Below are 25874 nucleotides of genomic sequence, written 5' to 3' on the forward strand. Positions count from 1 at the left end.
CGCTTGCCTGCGTGGCGCAGAAGCGCGAGGCACCGCTCAGGCGGCCGCGCGCTTGCGTTCACGCTGGCGCAGCCGTTTCACATAGGGGCCATCGACCAGATCCTCGGCCGCAAGGTCGAGCGCGCAGTTCGCGAAGGAGGCATAGCTGTTGTCGGTCAGCTTGACCCCGCTCGGGATGAAGCCCCCGTCGTCGGTGCCATTCTCCGCCATCGCCTCGAACCAGGCCTTGAAGAAGTCGGCGAGCGATGCCCGGCTGCCTTCGGTCGCGGCAGCGGTAACGGGATCCGTCGGCTCGAGTTCTGCACGCTCGGCATCATGGCCGATCGCTGCGACACAGGCGCTCGGCGATGGCCAGTATTTGAGGTCGAACTGCCCTTTCAGGCGACGCAATTCCTTGCGCACGTAGCTGCCATATAGCGGATTTCCCGTTCCGGCGGCGTCGATTGCCTGGACAATGTGGTAGAAGCTGTCGTCCGCAAACCCCGAACGGGTGCGAAGGTCGCTGCGCTCGTCGAGCAGCGCCGCCAACTCGGCGGCCCTCGACGCGATAAGCTGGTTCACTTTGCCCAGGCGCTCGCGGCCTTGGCGCGCCTTCTCGATCTCTTCGGGGTTCCAGAACGCAGCGGTCTCGGCCAGCGTCCGTGCGAAGATCGTCAGCGCATGCGGATATTTCCCGATTTTGGCGTACAGGTCGCGATAGGCGTCGGTGAGCTCAAGCTTCCGCAGGAGCAGTCGGTCGAACACCGCATTCTCGCTCGCATAGATATGGTGCTCGACATTGTAGGCGCGCTCGGCACGTATCGCGTCTTCACAGGCAGTGATCGGGTCGGTCAATTCGGTTTCCATTCGCGCGGTCCGTATGGGTGATCCTCCGAAGCTATGCGGAAACCCGCATGCTGTCGGCACCCGGGCGCAGAAAGTTTGCGGGCAGCTCGGATACCTTACCTTGATGCACGCGCCTTGGCCGTCGAGCATCCCGCCGAAACGCTCGATCGCCAGCCGCCCATTCGGGCGGCGGGGGGTCAGAATGGCAAGTCGTCGATGAAGAGGATCATCTCCTGGAAGGCGCTGGCCTCGAACCCGATTCCGGTTTCGGTGTCACTGAGCGGAAAGCGCGAGGCGGCTTCGAGAACCGAGCGCACGTCGGACTGACGCTCGGGGTCGTGCGCCGCGGTCCATTTGGCCAGCGCGGTGACGCGGGCATGGAGCGCGGCCGAGGCCGCCTCCTCCTCGAATCCGGCTTCGCGCGCATAGGCCTGCAGCGCCAGTGCCTGGGCGTGCGGGCGGGCGCGAAGATGCGCCGGCAGCGCGGCAAGGACCTCCAGCGCCGCCTCGAGCTGGGCGGCGCTGATGGGGACCGCGTTGAGCAGGTCGGTTGCGCTCATGGGGGCGTCGCTGGGGCTGACGGCGGATGCCATGGAAAGCATGTTCTTGATCCTTAGAGTGCCAGTTCGGTCTGGCGCAGTTCGGGCGCGCGCGGCGCGATCTCGGTGACGGTGAAGCTGCGGGCGGGACGCGGCTGGAGCAGTGCCTCCTGCGGCACGGTCAGGTCGAGCCATTCCATTCTCTGGCGGCGGAGCAGCACCGCGCCCTGACGCTCCTGGTAGAAGAAGACGTCCGGGTTGGCCTCGATCGTCACCACGGCATAGCTGAGTGGCCAGTCCGGGTTGGCCGGTCGCCAGACGCCCGCGAGGTAGAACCAGTTCCCGTCCTCGAGCGTCACCCGGAAGCGCCGGTCGCCATTCTTGATGTGGAATTCGCTGGCCGGGATCAGGCAGCGATGGGTCGGAAACGTCTTGCCTTCCGAGCGGATGAACTTGAACGGCTTGGTTCCCTGGCCCTCCCAGGGCTGGAGGCCCCAGCCGGCCTCGACCATCTCGACCTCTTGCGCATCGTCGGGATTCCGCCGGATGATGGGGCGGCGGGTGCCGAGCGTGGCTTCCGACTCGAAGGGACTCGCTTTCATGGTGAGAACATAATGCGAACAGGCGTGCGGCGCAAATCGGAGAGTGTCGATGTGCAATGACTACCGGCTCGAGGTCGACATCGCCTCGATCATGGAGGATTTCGACGATCTCAAGATCAAGATCGATCTGCCCGAAGGTACGCCGAACGTCGCGGCGCGCGAGGACATCAAGATCACCGACGTGGCGCCGATCGTGCGCAGCGCCGCGGGCGGTGGCGGCGAGCTCGTCAACCGGCGCTGGAGCTGGCCGGGCCATGGGCCGAAGAGCAAGCCGGTCTATAATTACCGCGCCGAGGGCCGGTCGTTCGGGGACCAGCGCTGCCTGATTCTCGCCGACGGCTTCTACGAGTTCACCGACCCCGAGGACCCGAAGCAGAAGCGCCTCGACAAATGGCTCTTCACCATGGCGGATCATCGCTGGTTCTGCATCGCCGGCATCTGGCGCGAAAGCCCGGTCGGCGAGGCCTTCACGATGCTGACGCTCGACGCCGGCGAGGACGTCGCACCCTATCATCACCGCCAGATCATCCCGTTGCCGCGCAACCGTTGGGCGGCCTGGCTCGATCCGGCGGTGCCGGCCGATGATGTGCTCGGAATCCTGCCCAAGGGCAGCCTCCTGCCCGAGCGGGTTTATCCGCCCGCGGCTGCGCAAGGCGCGTTGCTGTGAGCGCGGGCGCGGACTCGTTGGATCGGTTCGCGGAGGCCCAGGCACCGGTCTATGCAACCGCGCTCGGCGAAATTCGGCGCGGCGCCAAGCGGACCCACTGGATGTGGTTCATCTTCCCGCAGCTCGCAGGGCTTGGGCGCAGCGAGACCGCCCGCTTCTTCGGCATTTGCTCGCTGGACGAGGCGCGGGCCTATCTGGCCCATCCGGTCCTTGGTGCGCGGTTGAGGGAATGCGTCGCCGCACTACAGGACATCGCGGATCGGAGCGCCAGTGCCGAGGCAGTGTTCGGCGAAGTCGATGCGATGAAGCTGCGATCGTCGCTGACCCTGTTCGCCGAGGCCGGCGCCGGGCCGTTGTTCCACGCCGCGCTGGAGCGCTGGTTCGGCGGAAGCCGGGATCCGGGATCCGGACACGCTGGAGTTATTGGCGCGCTGAGCCTTTGGGCCAAGCCAGGAACGAACCCGCTGTCGGTGTCATGGTAGCGATCGGCGTTCGCTGATAGCATTGCGCCGCGTATCGCGCCAAAGCGCTACGAGACCCTTAGAACAGAAAATGCGAACCGATGCAGCGGCTGGTCATCGACACCAATTACCTCGCTGACGAGGGGCTGCAGAACTACCTCGCCGCGTCGCGCCACAACTTCGGGCTCATCAACCAGATCACGATGGTCGAGGTGCATAAGGAATATGCGGCGACCAATGCCCGGCGCCTCATGCAGATCGCTTGCCGCTTTCCTGGCCAGATCATCATCCTCCGCGATCTTGTGGATCTCACCAATATGGACGGGACGACGGCCCGGCTCAGCCGGCGCATGATCGATGCCGACCAGACGGCCAAGTTCGGCGCCTATTGCGAGACGATCATCCATGCGCCGCTGGACACCGCGATCGAACGACAATTCGCCTTCTTCGAGGAGCAATCCCGTGACTATCTGGCTGAGGTCGCCCAAACCGCGCCCCGGCTCTTCAATCTTTTCCGGATGGCGGAGCGCGCCTTCGATGCGAGCGACGTCCGGCACCTGTGCAAGCGGCAATCCTATCCAGCCGACTTGCAGAAGAAGCTCGTTCACCTTGCCTTCGCGATCCGGGAGGTCCTGATCAGTGCGCAGCAAGACCGCTTCCCCAAGGAAACGGGGCTCGCCATCAACACCTATCTCTTTCGATACAGCCTGGTCGTGGCGATGTTCTTCGCGCGCTGGGTGAAGACCGGCCGCAACGACATCAGCAATCCGAAGCGCCTCCTCAACCAGATTTTCGACATGAAGATCACGGCCATGGCCACGTTCTTCGACGGCCTGCTCACCCGGGAACCGGATATGGCCGAGATGTACGAGGAAGCGTCATTCGTGAGCGCGGCGCTGGGCGGCTACACCAATTGCGGCAAGGGAAACGGTCACGAACGGCGGGAGGCTCCAGCCAGCCTCGACCCTTTCGAGTCTCGAACGCCAGTTGGGATGCCGGCTGATGAAGGGGCGGTGGGCGTCCGGGGTGAAAACGAGTCGGACGCTATCGCGGGCGCACCGGCTCGCGGTCGTGACCGACGCAGGCGGGGAGCGGGAGAAACGCCTGCATAGGACCCCGACCTTGCCATCCGGGCTCCTCGGCAAAGCCAAAGAAATCGTCATTCAATCAACCAATCGCGCGCAAATTCAAATTACTGCGCGTGATATTGCGATTTCGTGCGCAGTGCGGTATCGGAGTGCTTCGACAGGAATTTTCGAGGGGTTCAGGTGGCATTTCGCGCGGATGAAGCGGCCGAGGCCGGCCTGGAGCGGGTTAGGAGCTATCTCATTCCGCGCAGCCTGACGGCGGACGAGCGGCAACAGGCGGAACATGCGTTGGCGGAAATCGTCGCCAGATGCGGGCCGGCGGTGGGAGGCTATCCGAGCTGGCATCCCCTCGTGGCGAAATCGCTGAAAGCGAGTGATCAGGTCACGACTCCCAGCGAGCGCTGCGGATACCGCGGCCTCGATCACACGGTGTATTTCGCGCATGGCTTCGTCACCTGTCCCTATGGGGACGGCGAAGACGTGATGCGCTCGGCGAACGACATTGTCGGACCCAAGGACATTTACGTCAGCGCCGAGGCGATTGACGCACCCTTCTATTCGACCGGGACGACCCCGATCCTCGTAAAGTGCGAGTGGATGGCCGACCTCGAGCAAGGCTTCACCATACCGAAGTCCCTCGCCGTGCCGCTGATGCTCGAGAAGGAAGTACCGGCCTGGCGTTGGTCTGAGGTCGGGGAGACATGGGAGAATATGCGCTCGTACCTTTTGGGCTCGCCGCATGGCTCGCGATCGTCGCTGTTCGTCACCCAGGACACAGCGCTGGCCATGAAGAAGATCTACGAGGCGATGGTCAATTCGGGCATGTACGGGCCGATTTACCGCTGATCTCGCCCGCAATTGATAGACTATGGAATTTAAGGCCCGGGATGGGCGCTGTCCGCACGATATACTTTGATTGAATTTGGAAGCCCTGAACTATCCTGTAATCCGAGCATCGTCGAAGGAGGGCCCCATCAGTTCCGTCCGAACCATGTCCGCCGCTCAGTTTGCGACAGCCTTCGCCCTCCGGCCAAATCTGGTGGCATGGTTTCTCGGCGCGGGCGCGTCGGCGGCGTCCGGGATTCCGACCGGCTATGCGATGATCCGCGACTTCAAGGCGCAAATCTTCTGCCGGGAGACGAACCTCTCGAAGCGGGAAATCGATACCGCTGACCCCATCTGGATCGACCGGATCGACGACTTCTTTCGCCGGACTTCGCTGCTGCCGTCGGAGGGAGATCCGACGGAATATGCCGCCGCTTTTGAGGCGGTCTATCCCGAGCCCCGCCACCGTCGCCAGTATATTGCGGATGCGATCGCGAAGGGCACGCCCTGCTTCGGGCACAAGGTGCTGGGAAGCCTCATGGCTGCGGGCAAGGTCGACTGCGTCTTCACGACCAATTTCGACCCGCTCGCAGAAGACGCCGCGGTTTCCGCAAACGCAATCCTGCCCGCCGCCGACCAGAAACGGCCGACTGTGGCTGCGATCGATTCCGCCGATCGGGCCATGCGGTGCCTCGATGAATCCGACTGGCCGTTAATCGCAAAGCTCCATGGCGATTATCAGTCGATCGCGATCAAGAATAGCGGATCGGAGTTGGAGCAGCAGGACGCCCGCATGCGGCACGTGCTGGTCGAGGCCGGCAAGCGGTTCGGGATGCTGTTCGTCGGCTATAGCGGGCGCGATGCCTCGATCCTGGAGGCTCTGAATGAAGTTCTGGCTGCGCCATCGCCGTTCCCAAACGGACTCTATTGGGTTGCCGCATCAACGAGCCGCCTGCTCCCGGCGGTCACCGAATTTCTGGATCGCGCGCAGGCTGCGGGAGTCGATGTCGCGGTTGTCGAATGCACGACGTTCGACGAGCTGGTTGCTGAGATCATAAAGACAACGGACCTGCCGCAGACGCTTTACGAACGCGTGATGGAAGGGCGGCCTACCCCGCGCCTCGTACCCGTTCAAATTCCGAGTGCCAAAGCCCGGGCATTTCCGGTGCTGCGCTACTCGGCGATTCTGCTTCAATCGATGCCGACAGCGGCGCGGCGCATCCGGCTGTGCCAGTCGACGACCTCGGCAGAGGTACGTGAGATCTTGAAGGCGAAGGGTTGCCGGGCGACGGCAGCCGCGCTGGGGCGGGAGCTGGCGGTGTTCGGTCGAGACCAGGAAATCCTGGACGCCTTGGGTCCGCTCGGCCCATCGCTCGCTGGAACGATCGACCTCGACCCGGCCGCCGACAGCTGGGCCATGGGCTTGCTATACGATACGCTCGTTCGATCCCTGGCCCGGCAGCGCCCGCTCATTCCGCGCTACCGGCGATCGGGTCATTCGCTAGTCGTCGCCGCACCGCGCGATGGCGATGATCCTGAGCGAACTCGGCGCCAGCAGCAGACCTTGTCACGATTGCGCGATGCCTACGGGACCAATCTCTTCGGCGCGGTGCCCAAACTTGGCTTCCCCTTTCAGGAGGGCGTCCACCTCAAGCTCGAACTGGTCGACGGCAGATGGTGGTGCGGCTTCGAGCCCTACACCTTCGTCCAGCTGCCGCGGCAGGAGTCCGCCCCACCACAAGGTGCCGAGGATCCGGTCGCCGACCAAGCCCCGGCTGAAATGGGCATGCAGGCCGAGCGTCGAGGTGACCCTGCCGGTGATTGGCGCCGCGAACGCTGGGCTCCGCGCTATAATAAGAATTGGGCCAGCATTATCGGAGCCTGGGCCCAGCTTCTGACCGAAGCTGGAGGCTCGACGCGCAGCGCTTTCGGCCTTGAGGAAGGTGCCGGCCTCGATGCCGTGTTCAAGGTGTCACCCGTCACCGGATATAGCCGCCCGTCGCATCACCATGCCTATTTCGACAGGAGCAAATGATGGCGAACCCGGCCTTTAGCGAGCTGCCGCCATTCACGCTCCTGGACGAGCCGGACCTTTCCTTCTCGCCATCCGACGCGACCCAAGTCGATGTCCACCCGCTCCGGGGGCTCGTGAATCACGGGCCATATTCGATGGGCTCCTTCAGCGGCTATACCGCGCGTGTGCGCATCGCGACGGTCGGCCCGGAGAGCGCATTCCATCGACGCGGCGACCTGATGAAGCTGCTGCGCAACGTGCATCGGCCTTCCGACCGATCGGAATATGTGCCGGAGTATCCCGGCTTCGAGCGCTTGTTCCGCGTGGCGCTCGAGGCCGCGCCCGCAAGTGCGCACATCAAATGGCCCGACCGCCTCGACCAGCTACCGGGCGATGGCGACGCGCAGAACCGCCTTTACTTCGCCATGGATGCCGCGCTTCGGCGCCTCGACGCGGTGCGCAATGAATTCGATGTGGTGCTCGTCCATTTTCCCGACAATTGGGATACCGCGACACGCGGAAAATTCTTCGACGCCCATGACGTGCTGAAAGCTCTTGGCGCCAAATATAATATCCCGACCCAGGTCCTGAACGACCGTGTCTTCACCTTCAGCTACAAGGCGTCGCTTGCGTGGCGCCTGTCGACGGCATTGTATGTGAAAGCTGCAGGGACGCCATGGAAGCTGGCACCGCTGAAGGGTGTGCCGACCGACACCGCCTATATCGGGTTGGCCTATGCGCTGCGCGGCGATCAGCAGGACGCGCATTACGTCACCTGTTGCTCGCAGGTTTTCGACATGGACGGCGGCGGCATGCAGTTCGTTGCGTTCGAGGCGCGGGACCCGGTGGCCGATGTCGCCGAAGCCCGCAGGAATCCCTTTCTCAGCCGCGACGACATGCGCGCGGTGCTCGCGCGCAGTCTGGAGCTCTATCAGGGGCGAAACGGCGGCAACCTGCCGAAGCGCATGGTCATTCACAAGACGACGGCTTTCAAGGAGAGCGAAATTGAGGGCGCGTTCGACGCGCTCTCCGGCGTTCCGGAAATAGAGTGCGTCGAGGTGAGTTCGGCATCGTGCTGGCGGGGCGTCTGGCTGATCAAGTCAGGCGTGGAAAAGCCGCCGTCGCGGCCGTCGGGCTTCCCCGTCCCGCGCGGTACGATGGTGGTCCGCACAGGCAACTCCGCCTTGGTGTGGGTGGCGGGCAATGCTCCCGAGGTTTCGACCAAGGGCGATTACTATCAGGGCAAGAAGAGCATCCCCAGGCCGCTGCAGCTGATCCGCCACGCCGGTAGCGGGCCGCTTGAGCTGACCGCCCATGAAGCGTTGGCGCTCACTAAGATGGATTGGAACAACGACGCGCTTTACGACCCGGTACCGGTCAGCATCCGCTATTCGCAAAAGCTGGCGCGTACGATTGCGAACGTCTCCGACCTGCCGCGAAACGTCTATCCGTATCGCCTGTTCATGTAACTGCTCCGGTACCTCAGGCCGAGGGCAAGCAGCCTGCGCAAAAGCGCAAGCGATGATTGGCGCTTGACGGATCGGCCGACTCACCGGAACATAATGGGAACGAACGAGTCGTTATTCCCTTATGCTGACCGATGCCGCCTTTGCCGAGACTGAACGCGCACGCCTGCTCGCCGAGCTGAAGGCGCGTATCGCCCTGCCGGTGGCGAGCGGTGCGCCGCTGCTGCCGTTCGGGATCGAGACGATCGACACACGGCTGGGTGGCGGCGGCCTTGACGGCGGCGGCCTGCACGAGATCAGCGCAGCCTCGCCGACGCTGGGTGATGATGCCGCCGCGACTCTGTTCACCGCCGGGGCCGCAGCGCGCTTCGCGGCCGAGCCCAATGCGAGTGTCGCCTGGGCGCTGACCCGGTTCGATCTCTATGCGCCCGGGCTCGAACAGGCCGGGCTGCCGCCGGGAAAATTGCTCTACTGCGAAGGCCGGGACGAGGTCATGGCGCTCGCGCTTGCCGAGGACTGTCTGCGCGACGGCAGCTTCGCGGCGGTGGTGGCGGAAGTGAAGGCCGCCGATCAGACCGCCACAAGGCGGCTCCAGCTGGCCGCCGCCGACGGACGCACGCCGATGCTGTTGCTGCGGCGCTGGGCGCGGGCCGCACGCGATCCGCTCGAAATTCCGTCGGCTGCCTGCACGCGGTGGCGGATCGGCTGCGCACCGTCGGTGCCATTGCCGCATGCCGGCGTCGGGCGCTCCTGCTGGTCGGTCGATCTTGTCCGTCAGCGTGGCGGCAATCCCTTTTCTCTCATAGTCGAGGCCTGCGATGGCAAGGGTCGCCTCGCTCTACCTGCCCCAGCTCGCGATCGAGCGGCTGCGGCGGCTGGAGCGGACCGCCGCGCCGCCTGAGCGGCCCTGGTCGCCCGCGCCGATCCTGCCGCCGAGCATCGACGACGATCCGGGCGCCTGCTCGGTCCCGCGCGGCGGGGGCTGGCGCCCCGGCGCGCGCTGGGCGCAGGGCGGGCTTGGCCGGGAAGCGGAAGTGGAGCGGATCGCGGCACTGCCCGCGCACCAGCAGCCGCCCATGCGGCTGCTCGGGCGGCGATCCGAGCCGGTCGAGCACCCGTTCCGGGCGATGCCGTCCGATGAAGGCGAGCGGGGTCAGGCGCGCCCGCCGATGCCGGCGGCCGCGCCTGGCGCTTTGCCCTGGGGGCGCCCGACCGTGCTGATCGAGCGCATCGGCCAGCGCGAGGTGGTGACTGCCGCTTGTCCCGCTGCACTTGCGCTCGACCTCGTGCCCGGCATGGCGGCGGCGCATGCCCGCGCGCTGGTCGGCGATCTCGATATGCGCGACGCCGATGCCGCCGGCGACCAGGCCTGGCTCGACCGGCTGGCCTTGCACGCCGTCGCGCACTGGACGCCGGTCGCCGCTCCCTCGGGCATCGACGGGATCTGGCTAGACCTGACCGGCACGAGTCATCTGCACGGCGGCGAAGCGCGCTTCTGTGTCCGCGTGCTGCGCTTTCTCGCGCGGATCGGCTTTACCGGACGCCTGGGGGTCGCCGGCACGCCGGGTGCTGCGCACGCGCTGGCCCGCTTTGGCGGGGAAGCTGTCACCCGCTTGCCGCCGGGCGGCGAGGCGGCGGCGCTCGCCGCGGCGCCGATCGCCGCGCTTCGCCTCGATCCCCCGGCGCTGGCCGCCGCCGCGCGGTTCGGGCTCGAGCGCGTCGGTGATCTCTATCCGATGCCGCGGGGGCCGCTCGCCAAGCGGCTGGCGATGCGCCGCCGGACCTCGCGCCCGCGATCGACCAGCTCGCCGGGCGCGCCGGGGAGGAAGCGGTTTTTCGGATCGGGCTCGAGCAGAGCGACGTGCCCGAGCGCGCGGTGAGGCGGCTGGGCGCCTTGGCCGAGCCGGAGGGCTGGCCTGCCTGGAAGCGGCCGGTGCGGATGCTGCCGCGTCCCGAGCTGCTGTCGCATGTGGTCGCGCTTCTGCCCGACCACGCGCCGCGCCGCTTCAACTGGCGCGGCAAGTCCTATCGGGTGATTGCCGGCGACGGGCCCGAGCGCATCCATGGCGAATGGTGGCGAACCGACCGCGAACTCTGGGCGGTGCGCGACTATTTTCGGGTCGAGGTGGAAGGCGGACAGCGCTTCTGGCTGTTCCGCCGCGGCGACGGCGTCGTGCCGGAGACCGGGGATCTCAGCTGGTATCTCCACGGCTTTTTCGGCTGATGGCGACCTACGTCGAGCTCCAGGTGACCAGCCACTTCTCGTTCCTGCGCGGGTCGAGCGCGCCCGAGGAGTTGTTCGCTGCGGCGCAGCTGCTGGGCCACACCGCGCTCGGCCTGGCCGACTGGAGCACGGTCGCGGGCGTGGTCCGCGGTTGGGACGGGCAGAAGGCGACCGGCGTGCGGATGATAGCCGGCAGCCGGGTCGATCTGACCGATGGCCGGGCGCTGCTCCTCTACCCGACGGACCGGCCGGCCTGGTCGCGGCTGACCCGCCTGCTCTCGATCGGCAAGGCGCGCGGCGGCAAGGGCCGCTGCATCCTCGGCTGGAGCGATGTCGCACACCATGCCGAGGGGATCGTCGCGATCCTCGTGCCCGATCTGCCCGATGCGGTGACCGCCGCGCATCTCGCCGAGCTTGCGCAGGTTTTCGGGCCCCGCGCTTATCTGGCGCTCTCGTACCGGCGGCGGCCCGACGATGTCGAACGCCTCCATGTGCTGGATGCACAGGCGCGAGCCGTGCGCGTCCGCGCGGTCGCGACCGGGGACATCCTCTATCATTCGCCCGAAGCGCGGCCGCTCCAGGACGTGGTGACTGCGATCCGCGAGAAGACCACCGTCGATGCGCTCGGTTACCGGCGCGAGCGGTTTATGGACCGGCACCTCAAATCGCCGGAGGAGATGGAGCGCCGCTTCGCTTCGTTTCCGGATGCGATCGCGGCGAGCGCGGACATTGCGCGAGCCTGCACTTTCGATCTCGGCGAGATCCGCTACCAATATCCTTATGAGCAGGTGATGGAGGGCAAGACCGCGCAGGAAGCGCTGGCCTGCCTGACCGAAGAAGCGGCGGCCGCCAAGTTCCCGGACGGCGTGCCCAAACCCTATGCCGAACAGATCGCGCACGAGCTGCGGCTGATCGACCAGCTCGGCTATGCGCCATATTTCCTGACGGTTCGCTCCATTGTGGAGGAAAGCCGGCGGCGCGGCATTCTCTGCCAGGGGCGCGGATCGGCCGCGAACAGCTGCGTCTGCTATCTGCTCGGCATCACCTCGATCGATCCGATCCAGCACGAACTGCTGTTCGAGCGCTTCGTCTCGGGCGAGCGCAAGGAGCCGCCCGACATCGATGTCGATTTCGAGCATGAGCGGCGCGAAGAGATTATCCAGTGGATCTATGAGACCTATGGCCGGACCCGCAGCGCGCTGACCGCGGTGGTGACGCGCTACCGCACCCGCGGCGCGGTCGCCGAGGTCGGCAAGGCGCTGGGGCTGCCGCGCGATCTCACCAAGATGCTGACCGGCCTGGTCTGGGGCTGGTCGATGGACGGCATCTCGGATGAGCAGATCGAGAGCCTCAATCTCAACGCGAAGGATCACCGTCTCAAGCTCACGCTTCGGCTCGCCCGCCAGCTGATCGGCACGCCGCGGCATCTGTCGCAGCACCCAGGGGGCTTCGTGCTGACCCAGGACCGGCTGGACGATCTCGTGCCGATCGAACCGGCGCGCATGGAGGACCGCCAGATCATCGAATGGGACAAGGACGATATCGACGCGCTTCGTTTCATGAAGGTCGATGTGCTGGGACTCGGCATGCTCGGCTGCATGAACCGCGCCTTCAACATGCTCGAGGCGGACAAGGGCATCCGCATCGGCATGGCCGATCTCCAGGACGACGATCCCGACGTCTACATGATGATCCAGAAGGCCGACACGCTCGGCGTCTTCCAGATCGAGAGCCGGGCGCAGATGTCGATGCTGCCGCGGATGAAGCCCACCAAATTCTACGATCTCGTGATTGAGGTCGCGATCGTGCGGCCCGGCCCGATTCAGGGCGACATGGTCCATCCCTATCTCAGGCGGCGCGAGGGCAAGGAGAAGCCCGAATATCCCAAGCCCGAGCTTCGCGCCGTGCTCGAGAAGACCTTGGGCGTGCCGCTGTTCCAGGAGCAGGCGATGAAGGTCGCGATCGTCGGCGCCGGCTTCACCCCCGCCGAGGCCGACCAGCTGCGCCGCGCCATGGCGACCTTCAAGCTGACCGGCGGTGTCAGCCATTTTTACGACAAGCTGGTCGGGGGGATGGTCGCGCGCGGCTATCCGCAGGATTTCGCCGAGCGCACCTTCAAGCAGATCGAGGGCTTCGGAAGCTATGGCTTCCCCGAGAGCCATGCCGCGAGCTTCGCCAAGATCGCCTACGCGTCCTGCTGGGTAAAGCACCATCATCCCGATGTCTTCTGCGCAGCGTTGCTCAACGCCCAGCCGATGGGTTTCTACGCGCCGGCGCAGATCGTCCAGGACGCGCGGCGGCACGGGGTCGAAGTGCGGCCCGTCTCGATCAATGACAGCCATTGGGACTGCACGCTGGAAAAGACCGGCGGGCGGTACTTGGCAGTCCGGCTCGGCTTCCGGCAGGTGCGCTCCCTCGCCAATGTCCATGGCGCGGCGATCGCGGTCGCGCGTGGGGTCTCGCCTTATGAGAGCGTCGAGGAGGTGTGGCGCCGCGCCGGCGTGCCGCGCGCCGCGATCGAGCGCCTCGCCGAGGCGGACGCGTTCCACTGTATCGCCGAGGATCGCCGGCAGGGTCTATGGAAGGTGAAGGGGCTCGGCGAGGCGCCCTTGCCGTTGTTCGCCGCGGCCGATGCGCGCGAGGGCGGCTTCTCACCCGAAGGCGTTGAGCCGCGGGTCACCTTGCAGCCGCTGACCGATGGCCGCGAGGTGGTCGAAGATTATCGCACGCTGCAGCTGTCGCTGCGCGCGCATCCGCTTCAATTCCTGCGCGGGCAGCTCGCCGCCGAGAAGGTGGTGCGCTGTGCTGATCTCGCGAGTATCCGCGACGGCCGGCATGTCGAGGTCGCGGGCGTCATCCTGGTCCGCCAGCGGCCGGGCTCGGCACGCGGTGTGCTGTTCATCACGATCGAGGACGAAACCGGCGTCGCCAACGGCATCCTCTGGCCCGACCGTTTCGAGAAGCAGCGCCGCGTGGTGATGTCCGCGTCGATGGTGTCGTTGCGCGGGCGTCTCCAGAAGGAGGGTGCGGTGATCCATGTCATCGTCGATCGCGTGGTCCCGCGGGACGAGATGCTGCGCTCGGTCGGAAGAATGAAGATGCCTGTGACCTTCGGGCGCGGTGACGGTGCCACCCATGCCGGTGCGCCGGATCGCGGCGAGCCCGGCTGGCGTCCAGGGCCTCGCGATCTCTATTCGCCGCCCTTTCCCAATGGTGTTGATCCGGAAGACCTCATCAAGGTGCGCAGCCATGATTTCCATTAGCGGCGGTCTTGAAGTCGGGCGTCACCGTGTCCGAAATCTGTATGCATATTTCGGACAGGCCGATCTCCTCCTCTCCGAAATCAGTCGGCGGCAATTTCAGCGCAGCCGAGCCGAATCGCCACCAAGCGTTTGAATGTAACCTGTCAGATATGACATGTTATGCGCGATAAGAATTCAGATATGAACACTTAGCGCTCCGTGTCAGCCTTGCGTCGTCACGTTCGCAGACTCGTTCGAGGTCGCGCGCCTGCGCGCTACTGCGCCTTTTCTTGCGCAAAGCCTCCGGCCAAGCCTCGTAATGTTGGCGGCTGGCTTGCGAACGGTCGTTCAAAGCCACACATTGCCGGCACGGATAGTCCTGCGGCCGCTTGCCCCTAACGCCCATGGATAGCCAGGGAGAGGTTTGAGGCCGGCGTGGGAATCGACGTATCGGCGGCGAAGGTCGTCACTATCAACGATCATCATGAGAATGCGGTCGACACCTCGGTCGATCGCAACCCCACGCGCAGCGGCTTCAAGGGCATTCCGCTGCTGCACGTATTCAGTCGCAACCAGATGGGACCGCGCCGCGATGACGGAAATCCGCTGGTCCACGCGCTCAAGGGCCGGCGCGGCTTCACGATCATGCCCTATTGGAAGAACCAGCTGCTGGGCCGTGCAAAGGCGATCCTGGCCAAGGTCGAGGGCGAGCTGAAAGAATTCGACTTCATCCTTCCCATTCCGTCCTCCTCGCCCTTTTGCGGTGAATTCGCGGACCTGATTTCGGAGGTTTCTGGCGTTCCCGTGCTCCCCTCCAATTTCCTGAGAAAGCGGCTGGTTGGCGAGTTGCTGGCAGAGAATCAGGCTACCCCGCCCAAGATGCGCGCGGGTCTGAAGCAGCCATTCGCGGCGCAGATGTACGCCTGGGGAGAGATGGACCCGGCTGCGACCTATCAGGCCAAGGATATCGACCTGCGCTTGAGGCTGCTCTTTCGCGCCTTCGATCTTGAGGGGGATGTGCCGGACATCGCGGGCAAGCGAATCCTGGTGGTCGATGACATTTTTGCCAGCGGATCGTCGCTTTCCTCGGTCCGCGATATCCTGCAGGGTCAATTGGGCGCGACGGCGGCAGGCATCTGTTTCCTCAGTGGCTCGTGAGGGGTTTCGAGGCGCTGACCTTGACTTCTCGGGGCTTTTTGCCTACCTAGACGTTGTTGAATCGGAGCAATCCGCGACCTTGTATCAACCTCAGGGTCGTTAAATATGAGGCAGGGCGTCAAAACTCTGCAGGTCCGCGCTAGCACCTTTCCCGAGGTCAAGCCCGTAAGGGGAAAGTTTCGGGAAGACCATGAAGCGGATGGTCGGAATTCGAAAGGGAGGCTTCACGGCCTCCCTTTTTTTGCTTTTTCGCCGGGAAGGGACCGTTGCCCGACTCAATATTCCGTTTTCGAATGAGCCGGAATAACGAACTCCTGCACATAGGGCACTGACCGCGACCGGTTCATGGCGTCCCAGTACATCGCATGTACGATCGGCTCCTGAATCGCGGCCGGGACATTATAGCCATACATCGGAAACAGCTCGCTCCACCCTTCCGACCGGTGCCAAGAGCGACGGAATTCGGGCTGGAGGTAGCGATAGATCGCCCAGCGGATATTGTTGAGCAACTCGGCGATATGGCTCGCATGATAGATGAAGATATTGTCGGCGAACCACTCGTTGAACGACGGGATCGCCAGATAGGCCTGGCTCTCGCTGATCGGGCTGCCGGCTGCCGCCAGCAGGTCGCGCAATCGCTTGGTGTTCGCCTCAAGCCGGGCGAGGTTGTGCTTGGCGATATCGCCGCAGATGCGGATATATTGAAGTCGTGAGACCTTGAGGTCCGTCACGACATCGATCCCGTGGAGGTTCACCCCTTCGGTGACGAATTCGCGCTCGAGCCATGCCGTAAATCCCTCGACCGCAGCCAAAAGCTCCGAGGCGTCGTGATTGAACACGGGGTTGGCGCAGACCTGCCGGAGGTGGAACAGGAAGGTGAGGTTGGATGGTGCGGTGCCGCTGGGCGGCTCCTGCAAACCGAGCGGGATCGGCCTGCCGCTATAGCCTCGCGTCTGGGACAGGAAGTCGGCGAGCAGGATGAGGAACAGCTGGCGGTGCTGACTGCTCGGGAACCAGAGGTTGGAAATCTCGACGCGATCGGTCTTCTCGAAGATGGCCCAATTGACCATCCCGTCGATCATATCCCACGCGCTGTTGAGGATGATCGCCTCGCGCTCGGTGTCGTTCAACTTGTCTCCCCCGACCGCCATCCCAAGCCGAATGCTTTGACGATCTAGCCTGACCCACAATCGGCGTGCGACACTGGATGCGCAATGACCACAGATCGTCTCGACCAGACCAGGGCTGCCCTGGCGCCCCTATGGGCATTAAAGCCGCCAGGGCCTGCGGACCTTTATCGTCATCCTGCCTTCACGGCATTCAAGGCATTTTGCGCGGATACGTTTCCCGCCGCGGATACCGGGCTCGGCTTCTCGTTCGGTCTAAGTGATGCGCTGCGCAGTGCGGGCCTTCCCTGTCTGATGAAGGGACCGGCGCTACCCCTTTCGCTCGATGAGGGTGCCGGTGCATTCGTGCGCGCCTTCGAGACGCCGACCGTGCGGCGAACCTATCTGTGCCCGCTGGACCTGGCGGGCGATCTTCCCGAAATGCGCTTCGGCGACGCATCCGTACGCCACTATACCGCCTCGGAGCTCGACGACCTTTTCGACGCTCCCCGGCTGGCGAGACACTATCCGCAGCTCCCGCTCGATAGCCGGCGCCTGGCGCAATTCCGCTGGTTGGTGGTCGAGGAGCAGGCTCTCGCCGTCCCGCGCGCTGGGCAGCGTGCCATGCCGTTCCTCTACGAGACGCTCAATCGTGACTATGGTGCGATCGAGCCGCATGCGGGCAGCCATCCGGCAGCCGTCGGCGACGCCTTGTTCGGCCTGCTGCTCGCGCCATGGGAGGATTGGCATTCGCTCGAATATGATTGGCGCGCATTCTCGATCCCGTGGATCCACACCGCCTCGGACGATCTTTTCGTTCGACCGCGCTCGGTTCCTTCGGCGGACACGCTGACTTGGGAGGACGCCTCCCACCAGGAATATGATGGCGAAATCATCGAATATCAGCGTCCTGTTCATATCTATCTCGACGACGAAGCGGAGGTGGTGCTCGCCGGGTTCGATCCTGGCTGGTGGGTCCGGATCGAAGCGGCGGGGAAGACCCCATTGTTCGAAACACCGGTCAGGCATATTCTGCTCCGCGCCGCATTCAGCGACGGGATGGACCAGATCATGGCGCATATGACGATGATCGAAGCGGCGCTGGGCTTGCGGTCTGATTTCGGGAATTCAAGCAAGCCGAGAATGACCGCGAAGGGTCGGGTGGCAAAGCGGGTCGAGCTGCTGCTTGCGGACCCCAAGGCCGGCGTGGACTATGAAGCCATGTTCGAGACGCGCAGCGCCTTCGTTCACGGCCGCGCCTTTCAGGGGACGGTGTCGAGCAAGGACCGCAACCTCGCCCGCAGTCTCGCGCGACGCGTGGCGGTCGCGCTGATCGATGTCGCCAATGGCCCGGCCGGGCAGACAACACGCGAAGATTATTTGAACAGCCTTGCCTGACGCCTTAGTGTTCCGATGGTGGAGGTCCGGAAGGCGAAGGCTTTCCTGGAGGCCCCTCGGCTGCCGGTCGCATGCCTTTCGCGGGTGCTTCGCCCCACGTCGATCGGCTGAGAGGAAGAGGGCGGCCGTTCGGCCGTGACGGGTCAGGGCCGGGAGAGAGTCTTTCGGCGCCCGTCGCGGAGAATTTCCATGGCGACTGTCCTCAACTACGCTTCCGCGCCGCCACCGCGCACCGCGTCCTACAAGGTCGATATATCGAGGGGCCGGCGCATCGGGCGGGTCTCGTCCGAATGGTTCTCGCGGCCCGACGACGAGCGATATCTTTCCCTGCGCGAGCTTCACGCCGCGACCCTGGCGCGGGCCAGGCGCGCCACGACCCGGACCATCGAGACCCGCGAGGTGCGGGTGGAGGCGAGCCGCGACAATGCCGAGCGCCTGGCGCTCATCGTGCCCGGCCGTGCCGAGCCGGTCGCGCCCACCCACTGGTCGTTCGGCCAGCTCGCCAGCCTGGTCGGGGCGCCTTCGGGCTATCTGCGACAGTTGCCTGCGCCACTTGCCGGGATCAATCTCCAGCATGGCCTGCTCAGCCATCGCGGCGAGCTGATGAAGACGCTCGAAACCGAGAACGGGCGGACCGAGCTGCGCGCCGTGACCGGACCCGATTATGGCCGGATCTGGGACCACGAGCTGGTCGAGGCGGTGATGAAGATCGCCGGCAACGGTACCGGCGACACCCGCTGGAAGGTGCCCGGGTTGCTCGACTGGTCGACCATGATGCACAACCCGGATGTCGAGGTGACCAGGGACACGACCACTCTCTACGCCAGCGACCGCGACGTCTTCCTGTTCCTGGTCGACGATGCCCATCCGATCGAAGCCGGGCGGCTGCCCAACGGCGACCCGGACCTGTTCTTCCGCGGCTTCTACTGCTGGAACAGCGAGGTCGGCGCGAAGACGCTCGGCATGGCCAGCTTCTACCTCCGCGCGGTTTGCATGAACCGCAACATCTGGGGCGCCGAGGGCTTCGAGGAGATTAGCATTCGCCATTCGAAGTTCGCGGCGAACCGCTTCGCGCACGAGGCGGCGCCCGCGCTGGAGAATTTCGCGACCTCCTCGCCACAGCCGTTCATGACGGGCATCCTTGCGGCGCGACAGCGGATCGTCGCCCGCACCGATGAGGACCGGCAGGACTTCCTGCGCAAGCGCGGCTTCTCCAAGGCCGAGACCGGCAAGATCATCGCCACCGTACTCGACGAGGAGGGGCATCCGCCCGCCTCGATCTTCGACTTCGTCCAGGGGATCACCGCGCTGGCGCGGGACAAACCCCATCAGGATGCGCGGCTCGATCTCGAGGGCAAGGCCTCGAAGCTCCTCTCCGCGGTCCACTGACCCACGCCTTTCGTCTCCTGCGGCGCGGCCCTCCTCCTAGAGGAAGAGGGCTGCGCCGCTCCCATGGCGGAGTGAGGGCCGGGAGAGAGTCTTCCGGCGCTCCGCCATGGAGAACCGACATGGCGAAAGCCCAACCCAAGCTCGTCCTTGCGCCCGCGCAGGGGATTCCCTTCAACCTGCTGGTCCTGTCCCAGGCCAATGTCCGCCGCGTCAAGAACGGCGTCACCATCGAGCAACTGGCGGCGGACATCGAGCGTCGCGGCCTGCTCCAGGGTCTCAGCGTCCGGCCGCTGCTCGATGCCGATGGCCAGGACACCGGCACCTTCCATGTGCCGGCGGGCGGCCGGCGCTTCCGCGCACTGGAAATCCTGGTCAAGCGCAAGCGGCTCGCGGCCGACGCGATCGTTCCCTGCGTCGTCAAGCCGGCCGACGCTGACGTCTCCGCCGAAGAGGACAGCCTTGCGGAGAATGTCCAGCGCGAGGCGCTCCACCCGCTCGACGAATTCCGCGGCATGAAGAATCTCGTCGACCAGGGCGGCGAGATCGAGGACGTCGCGGCCCGCTTCCACGTCACGCCTGCGGTGGTACGCCAGCGGCTCAAGCTCGCCTGCGTGTCGCCGGCGCTGCATGAAGTCTACGCCGCCGACGGCATGACCTCAATGCGGATCTCCGCGCGATCGGTCTCGACCGGCTCAGGGATCAGATCCTCGCGCAACTTCATGGCGACGACCGCACCTAAACCTGTCGCCGGCATCGCTTCTGCGTCCCGGCTGCTGGAGTCCGCGTCACGCGCCTTCCCAGAGGGCGACCGGTCGGCAGCGCCCGCGCCAGTGCAACCCGTTCGCGCGGCTATTTTCCGCCGCGGGCTTGTCGCCCGCTTTGCATCGCGAACCAAAATAGCCGCGCTTCCGGGTCCTCCGCTGCGCTTCGGCGGCCGCCGGCCTTGCCGTCCGCTGCGCTCGGCCGTGCACGACCGCCTGCGCCACCGCCTTTTGTCGCCAGGAAGGCCGCAAGCGACGCGGCCACAGCCCGGGAGAATTCGAAGTGGATGACGTTCACGACATTGGCGAAGGCGGCGGATCGCAGTTTTCGCACTTGCTGCAGGAGCTAGAACTCTTCGGGCGCAGGCCGTTCGAGGACGAACTCGATCCAAGGCCATTGCCCGAGGGTAGGCTGGTCGAGGCGGCCGCAGCCGACACGTTCGATGCCATGGGTGCCAGCCTCGCGGACACGCGCCTTGAGCCCGAACTGGAGGAACTGCTCTGGGGCTTCACCAACGTCTTCCACCGTGCGGTCGAACGGGCCGATCACCAGCTGGACGCCAACGAGCTGGCGCAGAAGCGGTCGCAGCGCGAGCAGGACGGATCGGAGGTGGCTTCGGTCGAACTTGAGACGCTCATCGCTGTGGGCCGCACCATGATCGAGCGCCGCGATGCGATGGAAGCCTTTCGCGAAGCGTTCGCAGAGCAGTTTCGGCATCATCTGCGCAAGCCCTGGCTACCCAAGACCGGGTCGATGCTCAACCGGCGGGCGATGACCGCCGCGGTGATCGAGAGCCGCGAATTCGTCAACGACCGGCGATATGCCGATGCAAAGCTGCTCGTGCCTCCCGGGGAGCGCATCTATGTCAGCGGCGGCGCTGATTATTCGGACCATCGCACGATCTGGCAGGTGCTCGATCAGGTGCACGGTCGCCATCCAGGCATGGTGCTTCTCCATGGCGCTTCGCGCACGGGCGCCGAGCATATCGCAGCCCTTTGGGCTCGCGAGCGCAAGGTGCAGCAAGTTCCGATCGCCCCCGACTTCGCCAAGCACAGCCGTGGATCCGCACCGTTCAAGCGCAACGACCAGGTGATCGGCCTGATGCCGCGCGGCATCATCATCTTCCCCGGCGGCGGCATCCAGAACAATCTGTTCGACAAGGCGCGCAGCGCCGGGATCGCGATCATCGATCACCGGCGGCGATGATCGCCGCCGACACTGCCAAAGCCGGGCGAGCCTGTCCTGGGCCCGCGCCGGCGCGCCGCAACATGGACCTGCGGCCCATGTCCTCCACGTCGTTCCGGCCCTTCGGGTGCGCCCCACCTCCTGTCGCGGGCCCGCACCGCCTCTCCCCCGGCTTCGGCCGATATGTCATGGAGAATGATCATGAACCGCGAGCTTCGCAGACTGAAACGCGCAATCGAAGCCATGCCCGAACCCGAGTGGCAGGTGTTCCAGCGCGCACGCTACCGCGACCTCGATTATTTCGAGATCGCTGCCGAGCTCGACACCACCGTTGCCGAGGTCGAGCGCCTCCTCGGCTCCGCCATGACCCACCTCATGCAATTTCCCGGATGACCGCAGGAACATTGAGGAAACGGCAAGCCGCAGCTAGGAAATGAACATGCGCGTCGATCTCGATCACTTGCCAGATGTCCAGCAGGCCGAGCTGGCACGCGTGCGCGACACGCTGATGGCGGAATTCGCGCAGGCAATCTCGACCTCGACCCAGCCGTGGAAGAAGAACGGCAAGATCCTCAAGATCATCCTGTTCGGCAGCTACGCGCGCGACGACTGGGTCGATGAGCCCGACAACGGCTACCAGTCCGATTTCGATCTGCTGGTCATCGTCAGCCACGAGGATCTGACCGATGTCGCGGCATATTGGTACATCGCGGAGGACAAGATTCTCCACGATCCCGCCGTGCAGCGCCCGGTCAACATCATCGTCCACACCCTTAATGAGGTGAACCAGGCCCTTCAGCGCGGCGAGTATTTCTGGGTCGATATCGTTCGCGATGGGGTCGTGCTCTACGAGCTGCCTCAGCACGCGCTTGCCGCGCCACAGCCCCTTACGCCGGCCGATGCTTATCGGATGGCTCAGGAGTATTTTGAACACTGGCTGCCGTTAGCTGATCACGCCCGTTCACTTGCGGGTACCAGCGTGGACAATGGTGTGCTCCGAGACGCCGCATTCATGCTGCACCAAGCAGCCGAACGACTGTTCATCTGCTTTCTGCTTGTGCGTACGCTCTATTTTCCTCGATCGCACAACATCAAGTTTCTGCGTTCAATCGCTGAAGACAAGGAGCCTCGGCTTGTCGATGCATGGCCGCGCGCAACTCGCCTCGATCGCCGCCGCTTCGAATTGCTGAAGCGCGCCTATGTCGAGGCACGCTATTCGCCGAGCTACGAGATCGGCGCGGAAAATTTAGACGCGCTCGCCATGTCCGTGACGCGGCTGCGCGATATCGTCGAGCAGGTCTGCCTCGAGCGGCTTGCCGAGCTTCGGGCCGCTGCCGGGCTCTAGCGATGGCGCGCACGCCCGCCGTCGGCGGCACGCCTTCGGCACCGCCCCCTGTCGCTGAGCCGCTTCCCTTCAAATCGATCCGACCGGCTATGTCGCGTAGCGCCGTATCGAAGGTGCTGACTGGCGCCCCCGACGAACTCATCGATGCCCTTGCCTTGATCTACGATGAAGTCGTGCACCGCATCATCGTCCAGATGTTCGAACTCGGGCGTCCTGACGAGACACCCCTGGATATCGACCTTCGCGAGGAGATGGCGCTGGAGATCGCCAAGCTCTCGCTCTGGCTTGGCGAGCGCGTAGTCGAGAAACGTCTGCCCGATCGGGAGCCGGGGGATATCGATTTGGTCGCGGAGCGCGAGGCTGTGCTCGGTTCAGCCGGCGCTGAGACGATCACGAACACGGCTCGCATGGCCTTCGATCATATCTGGGGCCGGTTGATCGAGGAGCGCTATAAGCCCAAGACCATCGCCGCAGCGAAGCGCAAGGCCAATCCTCGCAAGCAGGTCCTCGCGGTAAAGCCGGTGGGCAAGAACCACTTCATCCCCCGCTGGTTCATCCGCGATCTCTGGGCGGTCGATGGCAAGGTGCTCCGTTGGCGCCGCGACGGGGATGGCTGGATTTCTGCCCGGCGCGGGTTCGGAGAATGGGGATATCGCCACAATCTCTACAGTGATCGGCTCGAAGCGTATTTCAGCCTGCTCGAGGGCGATGCGAAGAAGCCCATCGAGATGCTGCTGGATACCAGGCCTCTCAACGGGCCTCAGCGCGAGGCGTTCGTCGGCTTTCTGATTATCCAGCTGCTGCGCAATCCAACCTTTATCGAGCGGCACAACGACCATCTCGCACCCGTTATCGATGCGCTCGATCCCAGCGAGGGAGAATGGACGCTCGAACGCTCCTACGAGGCGATGTTCCAGAATAACGATCTGTATCGCCTGCTGGCTACCCCAGTGATGGAAAGCCGCTGGGCGGTAGTGAAGTCTGCCGAGCCGGTTTTCGTATTGCCCGATACGTTCGGTGTGCGGGCACCGGGTGATGACGGGCTGCGTCTGATCGCTCCGCTTTCGCCCAAAGCATGCTTCGTGACATTGCCGGATCGCGAGGCGGTGAAGCGGATCGTGCCCCGGCATCTTCCTGCAGATCAGGCACTCGCCCGGCGCATCTCCGCGGCGCTGGCGAACGCCGCCGACCGGGAATTCCTGACGCATCCTTCCTTCGTTGTGGCAGATCTCCCTGCGCCCGAAGCGCCGTCCGCCTTGCTCACGGACATCGCCGCGGCGATCGCGGCGCGAGGTGAGGACTGAACGGGTTGCTCGGATCGCGTCCCGATCCGATCACCTGATCTCGCGTCGCACCTGCCCAAGGGCAGCGCAGACGCGGCGACGCTCGTCCACAATCTGTTCGAGCAGCGGGCGGGCCTCGCATTCCTGCAGAGTCAGCTTCGTGGTCGTGGTGCCCCCGCCCTTGAAGCTGGTGACGGTCATGAGCGCGAGCCACTCGCCTGCGCGATCGATCGCCATCTTCGTCACCCCGTGGCACAGCATCGTGCGCAGGGAATCGTGAGCCCGGAACCGCTCGATCGCGCTCAGCGCGGCTTTACGGTGGCCGGTCTGACTGGCGCCCGATGACAGGATCGCCGCCAAGCGCTCATACCGCTGCCCGACGAGATGCGGGAACTTCGTCCCTTTGATTTCGATATCGGTCGCGTTGAGCGCCGCGAGCGTCTCGGTAACGGCCTGCTCGGATCGAGCGAAATTCTCGGTCATATGCCCGCGCCACTGGTTCAGCCGCGAGCATGCCACGTCAAAATCCAGCAGCGGCACGCCTTCGAGCGTCTGCGTTTGCGCGTTCATCTCTCCGGGTTAGCCAAAGCTCGTTGAGAATAGGTGAGGACAGGAAAGGAAATGAGTTCTGATCGGTCCGGTAGAACATTTCTTCCGAGACTCTTCATTGTCGTGGACGCAAAGGAGCGGCAACGTGGCGTGCGTCGCCCTATAATACTGGAGAATATCCTATGTCGGACGAGATTAGCTTGAATACGGTCGAACTAGCGGCCGAACTCACCATCGCCTGGCTCGGAAACCAGAATAATCGCTGCACGGCCGAAGAAGTCCCGACCTTTTTGCGGACCATGCACGCGACGATCACTGAACTTTCCGGCACGCCTGCTGCGCCCGCAGCTGCCTCCGACGAAGCGCCCGCCGAACAGGAATTCGCGCCAGCGGTTACGGTTCGCAAGTCGCTCGCTTCCAAGGATCACATCATCTCGCTGATCGACGGCAAGCCTTACCGGACGCTCCGCCGTCACTTGTCGACGCACGGCCTGACGCCCGAGGAATATCGCCGGCGCTACAATCTCAAGGACGACTACCCAATGGTCGCGCCGAACTATTCGGAGCAGCGCCGCGCCATGGCAAAGAAGATTGGCCTGGGCTCCAAGGGTCGCGGCGCGCGGGCCGGTGCCGCGGCAGCGGACGCGCCGAAGCCCGTAACCAAGCGCGCGAAGTAGGGCTGATTCACCGCGCCGTGCGTTCGGGAACGACTATGCCCGAACCTGGACGCCGGCGCCGATGAAACAGCTGATCGCATTCGACCTCGACGGCACCCTCGCCGAGAGCAAGCAGCCCTTGTCGGATGAAGTTGCCGCGCTGCTTGCGCGGCTTCTGGCGGTCGCCGACGCCGCGATCATCTCGGGCGGTGACTGGCCGCAGTTCGAGAAGCAGATCGCATCGCGGCTGCCCGCGGGCGCCGCGCGCGAGCGGCTCTGGCTCATGCCGACCACCGGCACCAAGCTGTACCGGTTTGCCGACGGGGCTTGGCGGCGCGCCTATGCCGACCTGTTCGACGCTGATGAGCGCGCGGAGATTCTGGCGGCGTTCGACCGGGCCCTTGCTGATGCCGGCCTTGCGGACGAGTGCATATGGGGCGAGCGGATCGAAGATCGCGGCAGCCAGATTACCTTTTCGGGCCTAGGGCAGCAGGCCCCTCTGGACGCGAAGGAGGCCTGGGATCCCGATCGGGCCAAGCGCACCGCGCTGCAGGCTACGCTTCCTGCCGCCTTGCCCGACCTGTCGATCAACCTGGGCGGGACCACCTCGATCGACGTCACGCGCAAGGGGATCGACAAGGCCTATGGCCTGCGACGCTTGAGTGAGGAGAGCGGTGTCGCGCTGGCGCAGATGCTTTTCCTCGGGGATGCGATCTATCCTGGCGGCAACGATTATCCGGCATTTACGCTCGGGCTCGACACGGTGAAGGTGCGCGACGTCGCCGAGACGATCGCGGTCGTGACCGGGGTTATCGCCTGCCTCGGCAGCTAGCATGTCGGCAACGGGCCGAGGACTCTGATCAGCGCTGCTGGTCGCGGATGGTCGTCCTTATGAGGAAGAGCGGCATCGTCCTTTGAACCCGGCGCGGGAACCGCCCCCGCTCTTTGAGGCACTTCCTTGGCCCGGCCCACGGCCTGACGCCATCAACCCGTAAAGGGTCCGCTATGCTGTGCATGCGGCCGCTTCGCCTGCGGCTGCACGGTGATTGCGGCCGTGCGCCGGACACTTCGGGCGCCTGTCGAGCGGGGG

General features: G+C 64.8%; 25 protein-coding genes. 20 read left to right on the forward strand and 5 right to left on the reverse strand.

The window, feature by feature from the left end:
* Positions 1-36 precede the first annotated feature (36 nt).
* From KF730_RS15125 to KF730_RS15135, 3 genes are all read right to left on the reverse strand, one after another.
* Positions 37-846, reverse strand: coding sequence for a hypothetical protein (locus KF730_RS15125; protein WP_066661381.1), 810 nt, complete (start codon positions 844-846; stop codon positions 37-39).
* A 176-nt stretch (positions 847-1022) separates the two neighbouring features.
* Positions 1023-1385 (reverse strand): hypothetical protein, encoded by a 363-nt coding sequence (locus tag KF730_RS15130; RefSeq protein WP_294098680.1) that lies wholly within the window; start codon positions 1383-1385, stop codon positions 1023-1025.
* Between the two features lie 53 nt (positions 1386-1438).
* The gene (locus KF730_RS15135; protein ID WP_294098682.1) at positions 1439-1966 is read right to left on the reverse strand and encodes an SOS response-associated peptidase family protein; all 528 of its coding nucleotides are present in this window, start codon (positions 1964-1966) and stop codon (positions 1439-1441) included.
* A gap of 49 nt (positions 1967-2015) precedes the next feature.
* On the opposite strand from KF730_RS15135, the gene KF730_RS15140 reads away from it, so the two are divergent.
* From KF730_RS15140 to KF730_RS15190, 11 genes are all read left to right on the forward strand, one after another.
* Positions 2016-2633, forward strand: a complete 618-nt coding sequence (locus tag KF730_RS15140; protein WP_066661405.1) for an SOS response-associated peptidase — start codon at positions 2016-2018, stop codon at positions 2631-2633.
* Complete coding sequence (locus KF730_RS15145) at positions 2630-3115, forward strand: DUF1810 domain-containing protein (protein ID WP_082738008.1); 486 nt, start codon at positions 2630-2632, stop codon at positions 3113-3115. Before KF730_RS15140 ends, KF730_RS15145 begins: the two co-directional genes overlap by 4 nt.
* An 80-nt stretch (positions 3116-3195) precedes the next feature.
* Complete coding sequence (locus KF730_RS15150) at positions 3196-4206, forward strand: hypothetical protein (protein WP_294098685.1); 1011 nt, start codon at positions 3196-3198, stop codon at positions 4204-4206.
* Positions 4207-4362: 156 nt separating this feature from the next.
* Positions 4363-5028: a hypothetical protein gene (locus KF730_RS15155; RefSeq protein WP_294098687.1), complete on the forward strand. Its 666-nt coding sequence runs from the start codon at positions 4363-4365 to the stop codon at positions 5026-5028.
* A gap of 145 nt (positions 5029-5173) precedes the next feature.
* On the forward strand, positions 5174-7042 hold the full coding sequence (locus KF730_RS15160; RefSeq protein ID WP_294098689.1) for an SIR2 family protein: 1869 nt from the start codon (positions 5174-5176) through the stop codon (positions 7040-7042).
* A 134-nt stretch (positions 7043-7176) separates the two neighbouring features.
* Entirely contained in the window at positions 7177-8490 is a 1314-nt protein-coding gene (locus tag KF730_RS15165) for a hypothetical protein (protein ID WP_294098691.1), read from the forward strand.
* Positions 8491-8611: 121 nt separating this feature from the next.
* Positions 8612-9388, forward strand: a complete 777-nt coding sequence (locus KF730_RS15170) for a protein ImuA (RefSeq protein ID WP_294098692.1) — start codon at positions 8612-8614, stop codon at positions 9386-9388.
* Positions 9306-10367, forward strand: coding sequence for a hypothetical protein (locus KF730_RS15175; protein ID WP_294098695.1), 1062 nt, complete (start codon positions 9306-9308; stop codon positions 10365-10367). Before KF730_RS15170 ends, KF730_RS15175 begins: the two co-directional genes overlap by 83 nt.
* A complete protein-coding gene (locus KF730_RS15180; protein WP_294098697.1) occupies positions 10364-10711 on the forward strand; it encodes a DUF6504 family protein in 348 nt (115 codons plus the stop codon). The genes KF730_RS15175 and KF730_RS15180 overlap by 4 nt, the downstream gene beginning before the upstream one ends.
* On the forward strand, positions 10711-13974 hold the full coding sequence (locus tag KF730_RS15185; RefSeq protein ID WP_294098699.1) for an error-prone DNA polymerase: 3264 nt from the start codon (positions 10711-10713) through the stop codon (positions 13972-13974). Before KF730_RS15180 ends, KF730_RS15185 begins: the two co-directional genes overlap by 1 nt.
* A gap of 414 nt (positions 13975-14388) precedes the next feature.
* A complete protein-coding gene (locus KF730_RS15190; RefSeq protein WP_294098701.1) occupies positions 14389-15111 on the forward strand; it encodes a hypothetical protein in 723 nt (240 codons plus the stop codon).
* Positions 15112-15386: 275 nt separating this feature from the next.
* Here the strand turns inward: KF730_RS15190 and KF730_RS15195 are convergent, their stop codons facing one another.
* Complete coding sequence (locus tag KF730_RS15195; RefSeq protein WP_294098704.1) at positions 15387-16241, reverse strand: hypothetical protein; 855 nt, start codon at positions 16239-16241, stop codon at positions 15387-15389.
* A gap of 84 nt (positions 16242-16325) precedes the next feature.
* Here KF730_RS15195 and KF730_RS15200 point away from each other — a divergent pair, with 84 nt between their 5' ends.
* The 7 genes from KF730_RS15200 (at position 16326) to KF730_RS15230 (ending at position 23600) form a co-directional block, all read left to right on the forward strand.
* On the forward strand, positions 16326-17615 hold the full coding sequence (locus tag KF730_RS15200) for a hypothetical protein (protein ID WP_294098706.1): 1290 nt from the start codon (positions 16326-16328) through the stop codon (positions 17613-17615).
* A 189-nt stretch (positions 17616-17804) separates the two neighbouring features.
* Positions 17805-19004, forward strand: a complete 1200-nt coding sequence (locus tag KF730_RS15205; RefSeq protein ID WP_294098709.1) for a DUF932 domain-containing protein — start codon at positions 17805-17807, stop codon at positions 19002-19004.
* A gap of 119 nt (positions 19005-19123) precedes the next feature.
* Positions 19124-20056: a ParB/Srx family N-terminal domain-containing protein gene (locus KF730_RS17800; protein ID WP_365973764.1), complete on the forward strand. Its 933-nt coding sequence runs from the start codon at positions 19124-19126 to the stop codon at positions 20054-20056.
* Positions 20049-20972: a DUF2493 domain-containing protein gene (locus tag KF730_RS15215; protein ID WP_294098711.1), complete on the forward strand. Its 924-nt coding sequence runs from the start codon at positions 20049-20051 to the stop codon at positions 20970-20972. Before KF730_RS17800 ends, KF730_RS15215 begins: the two co-directional genes overlap by 8 nt.
* 180 nt (positions 20973-21152) lie before the next feature.
* Positions 21153-21344: a sigma factor-like helix-turn-helix DNA-binding protein gene (locus KF730_RS15220; RefSeq protein ID WP_294098719.1), complete on the forward strand. Its 192-nt coding sequence runs from the start codon at positions 21153-21155 to the stop codon at positions 21342-21344.
* 46 nt (positions 21345-21390) lie between these two features.
* Positions 21391-22296 carry a HEPN domain-containing protein gene (locus tag KF730_RS15225; protein ID WP_294098722.1) on the forward strand — a complete coding sequence of 302 codons (906 nt, stop codon included), beginning with the start codon at positions 21391-21393 and terminating at the stop codon, positions 22294-22296.
* A 2-nt stretch (positions 22297-22298) separates the two neighbouring features.
* Positions 22299-23600 (forward strand): DUF4238 domain-containing protein, encoded by a 1302-nt coding sequence (locus KF730_RS15230; RefSeq protein WP_294098724.1) that lies wholly within the window; start codon positions 22299-22301, stop codon positions 23598-23600.
* Between the two features lie 30 nt (positions 23601-23630).
* On the opposite strand, the gene KF730_RS15235 is transcribed toward KF730_RS15230, so the two are convergent.
* Positions 23631-24149, reverse strand: a complete 519-nt coding sequence (locus KF730_RS15235) for a hypothetical protein (RefSeq protein ID WP_294098730.1) — start codon at positions 24147-24149, stop codon at positions 23631-23633.
* A 161-nt stretch (positions 24150-24310) separates the two neighbouring features.
* On the opposite strand from KF730_RS15235, the gene KF730_RS15240 reads away from it, so the two are divergent.
* Both KF730_RS15240 and KF730_RS15245 read left to right on the forward strand, forming a co-directional pair.
* On the forward strand, positions 24311-24805 hold the full coding sequence (locus tag KF730_RS15240; RefSeq protein WP_294098732.1) for a MucR family transcriptional regulator: 495 nt from the start codon (positions 24311-24313) through the stop codon (positions 24803-24805).
* 61 nt (positions 24806-24866) lie between these two features.
* Entirely contained in the window at positions 24867-25616 is a 750-nt protein-coding gene (locus KF730_RS15245) for an HAD-IIB family hydrolase (protein ID WP_294098734.1), read from the forward strand.
* Positions 25617-25874 lie beyond the last annotated feature (258 nt).

The sequence above is a fragment of the Sphingomonas sp. genome, from assembly GCF_019635515.1.
Taxonomy (GTDB): Bacteria; Pseudomonadota; Alphaproteobacteria; order Sphingomonadales; family Sphingomonadaceae; genus Sphingomonas.